This window comes from Chitinimonas sp. JJ19 (genome assembly GCF_036961565.1).
In the GTDB taxonomy this organism is placed as follows: Bacteria; Pseudomonadota; Gammaproteobacteria; order Burkholderiales; family Chitinimonadaceae; genus Chitinimonas.
This window is the reverse complement of record NZ_JBAMDD010000005.1, coordinates 45,343-57,018: the sequence shown is the minus strand read 5'-3', so window position 1 is coordinate 57,018 and position 11,676 is coordinate 45,343. Positions and strand designations below refer to the sequence as shown.

Genomic DNA, 11,676 nt, shown 5'->3' with positions numbered 1-11,676 from the left:
GCGCCGCTGCAGATTTCGCGCGGTCGGCCGGGGCAGGCTCTACAATCCAGATCGACATCGTGACGCGAGTGCCATCCCCATGAATCTGGAAAAAGTCATCTTCGGTTTCTTCATCGTTTTTGCCTTTACCCTGAACTTCGGTTTTTTTGTGGGCGAAATCGATGTCCCGCACCAGCATGATGTATTCGAGCTGTTTGCCGCCATTGTGGTCAACCTGATCGCCACCGTGCTCAAGTTCGGCGACCGTACCCAGGTAGGGGCAGTCCACCTGGCCACCAGCCTGGTGGCCGACTTGCAGTTGATCGCCGCCGCCTGCATCTGGGGTTACGCCGTGTATGTTTCCGGCCATGGCATGACGCCAGGGGTCATGTCCAGCGTGGTTTCCTTCTCGGGTGGTGCGCTGATGGCCAACCTGGTGTCGGTGGTGTTGCTGATAGGCGAAACCTTGCAGCTACGGCGCTAGCGGCATGCCGAATATCTTCTTTCTGGTATTGCGGCGCATGCGGGCGCCGCTGATTACCCTGATCCTGATCTACGCGATTTCGGTATTGGGCCTGGTGCTGATACCAGGCGAGGATGGCAATGGCCAGCCTTACAGCATGGATTTCTTCCATGCCTTTTATTTCATCAGCTATACCGCCACCACCATCGGCTTTGGCGAGGTGCCCTTTCCCTTTACCTACCTGCAGCGCATGTGGGTAGTGGTCTGCATCTACCTGAGCGTGATCGGCTGGGCCTATGGCCTGGGGACTTTGTTTTCCATCCTGCAGGACAAGCGCTTCCAGCAGGCGGTGCTGCTGGCGCGATTCAGCGGCGCTGTGCGGCGGCTGGGCGAGCCCTTCTATATCGTTTGCGGCTACGGCCAGACCGGCCGGCGGCTGTGCCAGGTGCTGGAAGAGCGCGGTATCCGTTTCGTGGTGCTGGAACCGCGCGAAGAGCGGGTGACCGATGTGATGCTTGCCGACTATCGCTTTGACGTGCCTGCCTACTCAGGTGATGCCGGCAACCCGCAGATGCTGCAGACGGCCGGCATACTGAACCCGCACTGCAAGGGTGTGCTGGCACTGACGGGAGACGAGGAGGTCAACCTGGCCATTGCCATTGCCGCCTATGTGCTCAGGCCACAGCTATTGTCGGTATGCCGGGCCAAGAGCCAGGCGGTGGCCGAGAACATGGCCAGCTTTGGTGCCAACCACGTGGTCAATATGTTCGAGGCGGTGGGCCGGCGCTTTCGCATGGCGCTGCATGCACCCCAGGCCAGCCGCCTGTGGAGCGTGCTGTCGGCCTTTGCTGGCGACCCCCTGCCGCCGCTGAGCCAACCACCGCGTGGTCATTGGGTGGTGGTGGGCTACGGCCGCATGGGCCATGCCATCCGTGCCGCCTTGCTGGCCGAGGGGTCCAGCGTTACCGTGATCGATCTGAGCATCCCGGCCGATCTGCAGGCGGGGCAGTATGTGGTGGGCCTGGGCGTGGATGCCCATACCCTGACCCTGGCAGGGCTGGAGCAGGCGGTGGGCGTGGTGGCCTGCACCGATCACGATGCCAACAACCTGTCTGCGGTCGCCACCGCCAGGCAGATACGTCCCTCGCTGTTTGTGGTGGCGCGCCAGAATGCTTCATCCAACAGGGTGTTGTTCGAGGCATTCAAGCCCGATGCCACGGCGGTGCGCAGCGAAGTGGTGGCGCAGGAATGCCTGCGCGCCATGGTGTCGCCCACCCTGGCGCGCTTTCTTGAGCTGATCCAGACCCGTAGCGAAGTCTGGGCGGGTGCTGTGCTACGCGAGATGGAGGCGTTGTGCGGTGATCGGGTGCCAGAGAGCTGGGTGCTGACCTTGAACGGGCAGAACCAGGCAGCCTGCTACGCGCTGCTGCTTAACCCGCAGCCCAGGCTGGTGTTGCGGCATCTGCTGCTGGACCCGCAGGAACACACCTTGCAACTGCCCTGCCTGCCCCTGTTGCTGATACAGGGCGGCGAGGAAGTCCTGCTGCCGCCGCCCGAGACCCCGCTGATGTTCGACGCCCGCATCCTGTTCATAGGCCGGAGCGAGGCCCATCGTGCGCAGGAGGCGGTGATCAACCAGTACCGGCTGATTGATTACGTCCGTACCGGGGTGGTGCAGCCGCAGAGTTGGCTGTTTCGCTGGTGGGCGGCACGCCGTAGCCAGACTATGGCAAATGGCGACGATTAGTCCTCGGTCAGGTAACCGCGTTTTTGGAATGCCTGCAAAGCAGCTTGAGCGCTGGCAATCAGCCTTGCCCATTCAGGCTGTGCTGTTGCTGCTGGCTGGTTGATATTATTGCGTGGGGTGACCTTGCAGAAATCCTCGATTGCCATGTGGGTTTGTTGGAGCAGAGCCCATTCTTCGGGCGTATAGCAAGAGCTGTCGCCTGCGTTCTGCCAGATAGTTTCGTCGACCCAGTCGTCCCAGATATTGACCAGGCCGTTGATATCAAAGCCGGACTGGTGGCTAGGGTAGCCACACCACAACTCGAGGCAGTCCATCTGGCGATTGCGTACCCGCTTTGCCACGAGGTCGTGGCCAACAACCTGGGCTTGTGTCATGTCAACCGGCTTGATTGGGATTGGCCACAACCTGTATCTCTTCATCGAACACCTTGACCACGCTGCCGGCATAGACCTTGCGGGTCTTGCGGAACTCGATCTCGCCATCCACTTCGACCAGGCCTTCGGCCACGATCATCTTGGCCTGCCCGCCCGAATCGGCAATGGCCAGGAATTTGAGCAGGTTATGCAGTTCGATGTACTCGCCCTTGAGCTCGACGGTGTGCTGGTTCATGGTTGTGGTCCTTGTTGCGCCTTGCGCAATCGTTTGGCAAAGACGGTCATCTCGCGGGCGGCCTGCATATCGCCGCGGGTGGTGGCCGTTGCTATGCCCTGTTCATAGGTCGCCAGCGCCTCCTGGGGCTGGCCGGCCTGCTCCAGTGCCTTGCCCAGGCCCTTGTAGGCGGCGGAGTAGGCCGGGTCGCGCGCCAAGGCGTCGCGGTAGTAGCTGGCTGCCTGTGCTGCTTGCCCTGCCTTGAGGTATTCGTTGCCCAGCGAAAAGCGCAGCAGGGCGCCATCGCGGGGGCCGTCCAGCATTTTTTCCAGCTGGGTGATCATTTCTGTGCCGCCTGCCAGCGGGCAATGGCCGCCCTAATGGCGGGCAGTGCGGCCTGGGCTGCCCGCTCGCCTTCCAGTATGGCATTGTGCTTCTGCTCGAAATCGGCCGAGCCTATGCTGCCTACCCTGGGCCGTATCACCACATCGGCCCGGGCCAGCTCTTGTTCGCCCAGCTTCTGCCCCATGATGATGATGGTCTGGTTGAGGATGGCGAACATGCCTTCATTGGTCTTGCCGTAATCTGCCTTGGTGGAGATATCCACTGCAATGACGATGTCCGCCCCCAGCTCGCGGGCGGTATCCACCGGCACCGGGCTCACCAGACCGCCGTCCACAAAGCGCTTGCCGTTGACCAGCGTAGGCTGGAACACCCCTGGGATGCTGCACGAGGCCCGCACTGCCTGGCCGGTATTGCCGCGCTTGAAGGCGACGCGGCGGCCGGTATCGAGCTCGGTGGCGACTGCCGCAAAGGGCTTGACCATCTTGTCCAGGGTGCGGTTCTTTACCAGTTCGTTGACATACTCCTGCAGCTTCTCGCCCTTGACCAGGCCGCCGGAGCCCAGCGTCAGGTCACGCACGCGGGCTTCGTCCAGGGCAAAGGATTGCTCCTGCAGGCTGAAACCATTCATGCCGCTGGCGTAGAGTGCCCCCACCACGCTACCGGCGCTGGTGCCGGATACCACGGCCGGTGTCAGGCCTTGCCCTTCCAGTGTCTTGATCACGCCGATATGGGCAAAGCCCTTGGCGGCACCGCCGCCGAGCGCAATGCCGATGCGCGGCAGCTTGAGTGGCTTGGGGGGCACGGGCGCCGCCACGGCCGGCGGGGTGTCGGGCGTGGTGGTACAGGCAGCCAGGAGCAGGGGCAGGGCGAGCAGCAATGAGCGGCGTTGCATGAGATACCGGGAGAGTGAGACGGGTTGAAGGCGCGATAGTAAGTCAGTCAAAGTCGGATGGCACGACCTTCATGACTTCTTCCAGCGTGGTCAGACCAGCGGCAATCTTTTGTGCACCCGCCAGTTTGAGCGGTTTGAGCCCATCCTTGATGGCTTGTTCCTTGATCAGCCCCGGATGCGCGACCGATGCCACCAGGCGGCGCAGCTCATTGCTGATGCTCAGCATCTCGTACAGGCCTATCCGGCCCAGGAAGCCGGTATTGCGGCATTCCAGGCAGCCTACGGCCTTGTAGGCGGTCTTGGGCAGGGCGGCTTTCCAGGGTGCCACCAGCGCATTCCACTCGGCTTCCAACGGTGTGCCGGGCTGCTTGCAATGGGGACAGAGCGTGCGCACCAGGCGCTGGGCCATCACGCCCACCAGGGTGGAGCTGACGAGATAGGGCGGCACACCCAGTTCCAGCAGACGGGTCACGGCGCTGGGGGCATCGTTGGTGTGCAGGGTGGAGAGCACCAGATGGCCGGTCAGGGCGGCCTGTATGGCCATGTCGGCGGTCTCCCGGTCGCGGATTTCACCAACCATGATGATGTCCGGGTCCTGCCGCAACAGGGTGCGCACGCCCTCGGCAAAGGTCAGGTCTATCATCGGCTGCACCTGCATCTGGTTGAAGCTGGCCTCTATCATTTCGATGGGGTCTTCCACCGTGCAGACATTGACTTCTTCGGTCGCCAGTTGCTTGAGCGTGGTGTAGAGCGTGGTGGTCTTGCCCGAGCCGGTAGGGCCGGTCACCAGCACAATGCCGTGCGGCTGGCGCACATAGCCCTGCCAGCGTTGCTGCTCGTCCGGGCCAAAGCCGAGGGCGGCGAAGTCGCGCACCAGGATGGCCGGGTCGAAGATACGCATCACCAGCTTCTCTCCAAAGGCCGTGGGCATGGTGGATAGCCGCAGCTCGATCTCGCGGCCGTCGGGGGTCTTGGTCTTGACCCGGCCATCCTGCGGCCGGCGTTTTTCCGCCAGGTCCATCCGGCCCAATACCTTGATGCGCGAGATCAGTGCGTTCATCACCGTGGGCGGCACCTGGTAGACGGCATGCAGCAGGCCATCGATGCGGAAGCGCACATGGCCGGCCTCGCGGCGGGGTTCCAGGTGGATATCCGAGGCGCGCTGGGTAAAGGCATACTGGAACAGCCAGTCCACCAGCGCCACGATATGGTGGTCGTTGGCATCGACATTGCCGGTGCGGCCCAGCTGTACCAACTGCTCGAAGTTGGCCAGGTTGTTCTGCGTGCCCGACTGCGCCACCGCCTGCTTGACGAAGCGCGACAGGTTGTAGAACTCGGGCAGAAAGCGGGCGATATCCTCTGGGTTGGCCATTACCCGCTTGATCTCGCGCTTGAGTATGCGGCTCAGTTCGTCTTCCCAGTCCCGCACAAAGGGCTCAGCCGTGGCCAGGGTGGCAGAGGTGGCATCCACTGCAATAGGCAGGATGCCGTAGCGGCTGGCATAGCCGTGGCTCAGTACGCCCGAGACGCTGGCCACGTCGATCTTCAGCGGATCGATATGGAACCAGGCCAGCCCCACCTTGGCACCCAGCCAGTGTCCCAGCCATTCCACGTCGATCAGCTCGTCGTTGATCTGGCTGCGCCAGCCCTGCGGTGCAATGGCATTGAAGGGATGGGTCTTGCCGTGGGCCGAGGTGCGGGCCGGTATCAGAAACGCCGCCGCCGTACCGGCAGGAATATGCCCCTCTTCCGTCAAGGTATCGACCAAGGCCTTGATGGACAGGCGGTGGTCGCCATGGCCACGCACGGGAAAGAACTTTTTCATGGGCAGTAATCTCGCGGTTGTTCCGGCATTCAAGCCGGCTTTTGCCTAATTGTCGCTTATGCCAAACGAATTGTCGGCAGCAATATGCGGTGGTCGCCGTGCCATAGCGTCGTTGCCCCTGAAATTGTTTGGTGTGGGCACCTATCCTGCCGCCTCCCTGGCTTAAAATCCCCCCATGACTGAACTGATACGCGCCGACATACTGCTCACCGAACTGGGCCTCGCCCCATCCCGTACCGCTGCCCAAAGCTATATCGCCGGGGGACGGGTACACCTGCTGGAGGCCGGGCGCCGCACCTTGGTGAGCAAGCCTAGCCAGAAGTTGCTGGCCGATGCCCAGCTGGAGGTGGCAGCCGACCCGGCCGACCGCTATGTCTCGCGCGGCGGCCTCAAACTGGCCGGCGCGCTGGCCGAGACCGGGCTGGACGTGACGGGCTGGCGCTGCCTTGATGTGGGCATCTCAACCGGCGGATTCTGTGACTGCCTGCTGCAGGCAGGCGCTGCCGCCGTGGTCGGGGTGGATGTGGGTCATGGGCAGCTGCACCCGACACTGGAGGCAGACCCGCGTGTCAGCCTGTTCGAGGGGATCAACGCCCGTGCGCTGGATGCTGCCGAGCTATTGGCAGCCAATGGCGGACAGGCGTACGACCTGGCGGTGGCGGATCTGTCCTTTATCTCGCTGACCCTGGTACTGCCTGCCGTGGCGCCGCTGGTGCGGCCGGGCGGCCGCCTGCTCTGGCTGGTCAAGCCGCAGTTCGAGGTCGGCCGCGAGGGCATTGCCAAGGGCGGTATTGTCCGTGATGCGTCCTTGTATGAGGGGGTCAGGCTCAAGGTCACCCAGTCGGCGCAGGATCAAGGCCTGAGGCTGGATGCCTGGCTGGACAGCCCCATAGCGGGCGGCGATGGCAATCGCGAATTCTTTATGCTGCTGACCAGGCTCTGAGAGGAACAAGGCGGGGGACCGGCAGACCAAAGGGTATGGAAAAAGCGTTAGCATTGGCTTATAAATTAGCGGATAAGTTGGTAAAAAAACGCACCCGCATTCGCTGACCCATCAGTCGTGATGAGCCATGCCCTGCAGCGGTAGAGATGCCACGGATGAGGAAGGAAACCATGGCTGCCCGGAAAGTGCTTTATCTGGAAGACAACCCGCTCGATGCCCAGATGGCAGGCAATGCCCTGCAGCGCCTGGGTGTGATGGTGGATCTCCATGTGGTAGAGACGGCGGATGACTATCGCGGAGCCTTGGCGCGCGAAGCCTACGACCTGGTGATCTCCGACAGCGGCGTACCCGGCTGCGAGGGGCATGAGTCACTCTGGCTGGCACAGCAGATACAGCCCGGCGTGCCGTTTCTCTATTTCAGCGGCCATGCCGATCAACTGGCGGCCGAGGCCGGCCTGGATGCAGGCGCCAAGGATTTTATCGACAAGCGCGACCTGTGGCGGCTCAAGCACACGGCGCGCATGCTGCTGGAGCGTCCGGACAGCAATAGCGACACCGCCCTGCTGCATGACTACAGCCGCCGCCAGGCCCAGCTGATACTGGCGGTGAAGCAGCTGGGACGTGCCCGCTGCCTGGATGACATTGCCCATGTGGTGCGTACCGTCACCCGCGAGCTGGTGCTGGCCGATGGCGCCACCTTTGTACTGCGCGAGGGCGACCAGTGCTACTACCTGGCCGAGGACGCCATCAGCCCGCTATGGCAGGGCAGGCGTTTTCCCATATCGGCCTGTGTCAGTGGCTGGGCCATGCAGCACAAACAGCAGGTGGTGATACCCGATATCTATCTGGATGACCGGGTGCCCCATGCCGCTTATCGCCCCACCTTTGTCAAAAGCATGGTGATGACGCCGGTGCGCCAAACCGACCCCATCGCCGCCATAGGCACCTATTGGGCGCAACCCTGCCTGCCCAGCCACGACGAGCTGGCCTTGTTGCAAGACCTGGCGGACAGCGTGGCGCTGGCACTGGAGAATGTCAGCAGCTATGACAGCCTGCAGCAAAGGCTGAATACCCGGGCAGACCAGCTCAGGGCGGTCAACCACGAGCTGGAGGCCTTCTCCTATTCGCTCTCCCATGATCTGCGCGCGCCGCTGCGTGCCATCAACGGTTTTGGCAATATCCTGCTGGAAGACCACCTGCAATCCCTGTCGCCCGATGGCCGGCATTACCTGTTGCGCATCTGCGCCGAAGCCGCCCGCATGAACGATCAGATCGATGATCTGCACAAGCTGTTCCTGTTGTCGAGCCAACCGATGCGCCGCAGCACGGTGAATCTGAGCCTGATGGCCGGCGGTGTGATGGGCCGCTTACGCCAGCACGATGGCCGCCGCACTGCTGCCGTCAGTATCGCGCCCAACCTGACCGTCAGCGCCGACCACGGACTGTTGATGATTGCGCTGGAGCACCTGCTGGGCAATGCCTGGAAGTACACCAGCCGCAGCCCTGGCGCTGTGATCGAAGTAGGCGTGCAACCCAGCGCCCATGGCGATGAGGTGTTCTATGTGCGCGACAATGGCGTGGGTTTTGACAGCAGCAGGGCCGACAAGCTGTTCAGCCCCTTTCAGCGTTATCACACCGACCGCGAGTTCAACGGCACCGGCATAGGCCTCGCTATGGCGCAGCGCATCATCCACCTGCACGGCGGGCGGATATGGGCAGAGTCGGCCGAGGGCGAGGGGGCGTGTTTCTACTTTACCTTGCCGGTGGCGGATTAGGCGCTTTGTTTTGTCGCCGTGTAGGTGATCGAACGTTAGAAATAGATTTGTTACTCTGGTTGGACTTTTCCTTCACGAATCAAATTGCGTAGAAGCATTTTCGCAATTGTTCGCTCCGATACGCCACCGAGCTGAGTTGAGCTTGTGCCGCCCTCTCCGAAAACTGTAACTACGTTCTCACTCAGAACATAATCCGCTCGGTAAATCTTTCCTTCGCTCTCTACTTCGATTTGGCTCATGTCTGCACCTTTTACGCTAAAAATTTGCTGATTTTAATGGGCGGGATTCCTCGATAAAGCTACCACCTAGTTCAAGCAATACTCCAAGTACAGCATAGCGGTGGGCTACAAGGCCAGAACACTGTCGCAGAGCAATAATATTAGACGTGGCCGGTGCGCAGTGTGGACTCCCGCGCGGATTGCGCTTCCAACACTGCCTTAGGCCGGCTCGCTACTCTGCCAAGTCTCTGCTGGTCATCAGTGCATGCGAGTTGGTCAAGCGTAACGCAGGCACAGGCAAGATATGGGTATGTTGGCGGCAGGGAGTCGGGTATGGACTGCAGCCGTCCAGCCGACCCCACCACAGCCATCAGGCCGGGTCGGCTTTGCGCTCGCTATGCCCCAGCGGCTTGTCTGGGGCGATGATGTCCCTCACCCTTTGCTTCAATTCGGCGGCTTCGGGGAAGCCGCCATCTGCCTTGCGCTCCCACACGGTGAGGCCGTTGGCGCGGATCTCGAACACCCCGCCGGTGCCCGGCTGCAGGGCCACTTCGCCCAGTTCCTGCTCAAACGTCGACAGCAGCTCCTGGGCCAGCCAGGCGGCCCGCAATAGCCAGCGGCATTGGGTGCAGTAATGGATCTCGATGCGGGGGGCTGGCATGGCGGGGATTCCTGTTGCAGAGCAGCAGGCACTATAGTCAATCCGGCCAGGCTCAGGGAAGCTGGCTGTACACACCGGGCTGCGCCGCGCAGAACTTTTGCGTTAGTCTTGGCCTCAATAGTGATTTCGGTACGTCCCGCCCTGTGGCGGAGCCACCCCGGGGGAACCACCCTGACAGCGACTCGCATGGAGCCTTGCCTATGACCCAGAACGCCTCGCTCGAATCCGCCCTGCAGCGCATTGCCGCCACTCAGGATGCCACGCCAGATGCCATGGCAGACCTGATTGCCGCCATACGCCCCAGACGGGCCGACGATGGCGAATATGCCGTCAATATCCTTCGTTCCCTGGCTTTCCTGCTGTCGCAGCGGCCGGAATTCCGGCGTGGCTTGCGTGACTATTTGATGAGGCTGATCGGCACCCGCCGTCAGCTGCACCTGTATACCGATACCGGCATTCTCTCCAACGAGGGGGTGTGGAGTGCCTTTCGCCGTCGCCTGGGCGAGAAGCTGCTGCCTGGTGAATACCGCGACGGCTACCTGAAAGATGTATTTGGCCAGGTGTTCGCCCGCAAGGACGACTACCTGTGGGTCAGTGCCGTGCCCGATACAGTCTGGCTGGAAGTGTGGCAGGCCATGCAGTTTGGCGAGGGCCAGCATGAGCGCGATGCCCGCAATACCCGGCTGGAGCTGCTGGAGGCGGCCCAGGTGCTGTCCTACCGCATCTCGGCGATCGGGCTGGAGCCGGAACTCGTGCGCAATCACCCGGCCATCGAGCAGTTCGAGTCGCCTTTCCTGACCCAGAATGTGGCGCTGCGCGATTATCTGGAGCGCTACAAGGCCTGCCTGGTAGACCCTGCATTGGCGCACGAGGATGACAGCCATGTACGCATCCTGCTCGGCCAGTGCGAGGAGATTATCGGTAAGCTGCGCAAGACGGCGGCTCAGGAGGGTGTCAGTGTCAGCCTCACCTATCTGATGGTACGGCTGCAGCAGCATCTGGCCCGTCTGCGGCTGGTGCTGGATTTGCTGGCGCCCGAACAGGCGCAACAGCTGCCCGAGCGGGCCGTGCGTTTTTTCAAGGTGCTGGTGGAGGCAGATAACCGCAAGACCAGCCTGCGTGACCTGTTTGCCACCAATACCGATTTGCTGGCCCTGCAGATTACCGAGCATGCCGGCCGTACAGGCGAGCATTACATCGCCAGCAACCGCAGCGAATGGAAGGCCATGGCCAAGTCAGCCATGGGCGCCGGCCTGATCGTCGGTTTCATGGCCCTGCTCAAGATACTGACGGCCAAACTCAAACTGGCGCCGTTGATTGAGGCCTTCGCCTTCAGCATGAACTACTCGCTGGGTTTCATGCTGGTGCATGTGCTGCATTTCACCATTGCCACCAAGCAACCTGCCATGACGGCCGCCCGCATTGCCGCCACCATCGAGCAGCATGGCGTGGGCGGCAAGGACCGGCTGGACGCCTTGGTGGATTTGATCGAGGCGGTGGCGCGTACCCAGTTCGTGGCCATCCTGGGGAATGTAGGGGTGGCCATACCCACGGCCTTTGCCATTGCCCTGGCGGTCAAGTATGGCCTGGGCGAGGTGTGGGTCACGCCGGAGAAAGCCCTGCACCTGCTGCATGAGCTCGACCCCATACGCAGCCTGGCGCTGCCGCATGCGGCCATCGCTGGCTGTTGTCTGTTCCTGTCGGGTTTGATCTCGGGCTACTACGACAACATGGCGGTCTACAACCGCATTCCCGAGCGTTTGCTGCAACTGCGCTGGCCACGCCGGCTGTTCGGCTTCCCCCGCTGGCAGCGCATCTGCACCTATATCGAGAACAACCTCGGCGCACTGGCTGGTAATTTCTTTTTCGGCATCATGCTGGGCTCCATGGGCACCGTGGGCTTCCTGCTGGGCCTGCCACTCGATATCCGTCACATCACCTTCTCGTCGGCCTACCTGGCCTATGCGGCGGTAGCGCTGGATTTCCAGCTGGGCTGGCAGCTATGGGCCATGTCCATCATCGGCATTGCCTTGATCGGCTTTACCAATCTGGCGGTGAGTTTCAGCCTGGCACTGTTTGTGGCCCTGCGCTCGCGGCGCATCCGCTTCGTGGATGGCAGCACCCTGGTGCTGAAGCTGCTGCAACGCTTCCTGCGATCGCCACAGCGTTTCTTTATCGCGCCCAAGGACGCGCCGGTCATTGCGGCGGCGCAGCCTACGCAGGCCGGCTAAGATCCTGAA

Annotated in this window: 12 protein-coding genes; 5 read left to right on the top strand and 7 right to left on the bottom strand. The window is 62.1% G+C overall.

The window, feature by feature from the left end:
• Positions 1 to 79 precede the first annotated feature (79 nt).
• Entirely contained in the window at positions 80 to 463 is a 384-nt protein-coding gene (locus V7714_RS07825) for a DUF6394 family protein (protein WP_290333510.1), read from the top strand.
• A gap of 4 nt (positions 464 to 467) precedes the next feature.
• On the top strand, positions 468 to 2,189 hold the full coding sequence (locus V7714_RS07820; protein ID WP_335709213.1) for a potassium channel family protein: 1,722 nt from the start codon (positions 468 to 470) through the stop codon (positions 2,187 to 2,189).
• Here the strand turns inward: V7714_RS07820 and V7714_RS07815 are convergent.
• The 5 genes from V7714_RS07815 to V7714_RS07795 are packed head-to-tail and all read right to left on the bottom strand — an operon-like array spanning position 2,186 to position 5,839.
• The gene (locus V7714_RS07815) at positions 2,186 to 2,563 is read right to left on the bottom strand and encodes a hypothetical protein (RefSeq protein ID WP_335709212.1); all 378 of its coding nucleotides are present in this window, start codon (positions 2,561 to 2,563) and stop codon (positions 2,186 to 2,188) included. The two genes, V7714_RS07820 and V7714_RS07815, sit on opposite strands and share 4 nt — an antisense overlap.
• Before the next feature lies 1 nt (position 2,564).
• Positions 2,565 to 2,798: an RNA-binding S4 domain-containing protein gene (locus V7714_RS07810; protein ID WP_290333507.1), complete on the bottom strand. Its 234-nt coding sequence runs from the start codon at positions 2,796 to 2,798 to the stop codon at positions 2,565 to 2,567.
• On the bottom strand, positions 2,795 to 3,121 hold the full coding sequence (locus V7714_RS07805; protein ID WP_335709211.1) for a tetratricopeptide repeat protein: 327 nt from the start codon (positions 3,119 to 3,121) through the stop codon (positions 2,795 to 2,797). The genes V7714_RS07810 and V7714_RS07805 overlap by 4 nt, the downstream gene beginning before the upstream one ends.
• On the bottom strand, positions 3,118 to 4,014 hold the full coding sequence (locus V7714_RS07800) for a patatin-like phospholipase family protein (RefSeq protein WP_335709210.1): 897 nt from the start codon (positions 4,012 to 4,014) through the stop codon (positions 3,118 to 3,120). Before V7714_RS07800 ends, V7714_RS07805 begins: the two co-directional genes overlap by 4 nt.
• A 43-nt stretch (positions 4,015 to 4,057) precedes the next feature.
• Positions 4,058 to 5,839 (bottom strand): GspE/PulE family protein, encoded by a 1,782-nt coding sequence (locus tag V7714_RS07795; protein WP_335709209.1) that lies wholly within the window; start codon positions 5,837 to 5,839, stop codon positions 4,058 to 4,060.
• 175 nt (positions 5,840 to 6,014) lie between these two features.
• Here V7714_RS07795 and V7714_RS07790 point away from each other — a divergent pair, with 175 nt between their 5' ends.
• Positions 6,015 to 6,782, top strand: coding sequence for a TlyA family RNA methyltransferase (locus tag V7714_RS07790; RefSeq protein WP_335709208.1), 768 nt, complete (start codon positions 6,015 to 6,017; stop codon positions 6,780 to 6,782).
• A gap of 170 nt (positions 6,783 to 6,952) precedes the next feature.
• Positions 6,953 to 8,557 carry an ATP-binding protein gene (locus tag V7714_RS07785; protein WP_335709207.1) on the top strand — a complete coding sequence of 535 codons (1,605 nt, stop codon included), beginning with the start codon at positions 6,953 to 6,955 and terminating at the stop codon, positions 8,555 to 8,557.
• Positions 8,558 to 8,607: 50 nt separating this feature from the next.
• On the opposite strand, the gene V7714_RS07780 is transcribed toward V7714_RS07785, so the two are convergent.
• Positions 8,608 to 8,796: a hypothetical protein gene (locus V7714_RS07780; protein ID WP_335709206.1), complete on the bottom strand. Its 189-nt coding sequence runs from the start codon at positions 8,794 to 8,796 to the stop codon at positions 8,608 to 8,610.
• 349 nt (positions 8,797 to 9,145) lie between these two features.
• Positions 9,146 to 9,436: a SelT/SelW/SelH family protein gene (locus tag V7714_RS07775; RefSeq protein ID WP_335709205.1), complete on the bottom strand. Its 291-nt coding sequence runs from the start codon at positions 9,434 to 9,436 to the stop codon at positions 9,146 to 9,148.
• A gap of 200 nt (positions 9,437 to 9,636) precedes the next feature.
• On the opposite strand from V7714_RS07775, the gene V7714_RS07770 reads away from it, so the two are divergent.
• The gene (locus V7714_RS07770) at positions 9,637 to 11,667 is read left to right on the top strand and encodes a site-specific recombinase (protein ID WP_335709204.1); all 2,031 of its coding nucleotides are present in this window, start codon (positions 9,637 to 9,639) and stop codon (positions 11,665 to 11,667) included.
• The last annotated feature ends 9 nt before the right edge of the window (positions 11,668 to 11,676 follow it).

Bases quoted from the DNA above. Each gene is read 5' to 3' on its own strand.
- V7714_RS07810 (WP_290333507.1), bottom strand. From the start codon at position 2,798: ATGAACCAGCACACCGTCGAGCTCAAGGGCGAGTACATCGAACTGCAT.
- V7714_RS07820 (WP_335709213.1), top strand. From the start codon at position 468: ATGCCGAATATCTTCTTTCTGGTATTGCGGCGCATGCGGGCGCCGCTG.
- V7714_RS07805 (WP_335709211.1), bottom strand. From the start codon at position 3,121: ATGATCACCCAGCTGGAAAAAATGCTGGACGGCCCCCGCGATGGCGCC.
- V7714_RS07780 (WP_335709206.1), bottom strand. From the start codon at position 8,796: ATGAGCCAAATCGAAGTAGAGAGCGAAGGAAAGATTTACCGAGCGGAT.
- V7714_RS07785 (WP_335709207.1), top strand. From the start codon at position 6,953: ATGGCTGCCCGGAAAGTGCTTTATCTGGAAGACAACCCGCTCGATGCC.
- V7714_RS07815 (WP_335709212.1), bottom strand. From the start codon at position 2,563: ATGACACAAGCCCAGGTTGTTGGCCACGACCTCGTGGCAAAGCGGGTA.
- V7714_RS07825 (WP_290333510.1), top strand. From the start codon at position 80: ATGAATCTGGAAAAAGTCATCTTCGGTTTCTTCATCGTTTTTGCCTTT.
- V7714_RS07790 (WP_335709208.1), top strand. From the start codon at position 6,015: ATGACTGAACTGATACGCGCCGACATACTGCTCACCGAACTGGGCCTC.
- V7714_RS07795 (WP_335709209.1), bottom strand. From the start codon at position 5,839: ATGAAAAAGTTCTTTCCCGTGCGTGGCCATGGCGACCACCGCCTGTCC.
- V7714_RS07770 (WP_335709204.1), top strand. From the start codon at position 9,637: ATGACCCAGAACGCCTCGCTCGAATCCGCCCTGCAGCGCATTGCCGCC.
- V7714_RS07800 (WP_335709210.1), bottom strand. From the start codon at position 4,014: ATGCAACGCCGCTCATTGCTGCTCGCCCTGCCCCTGCTCCTGGCTGCC.
- V7714_RS07775 (WP_335709205.1), bottom strand. From the start codon at position 9,436: ATGCCAGCCCCCCGCATCGAGATCCATTACTGCACCCAATGCCGCTGG.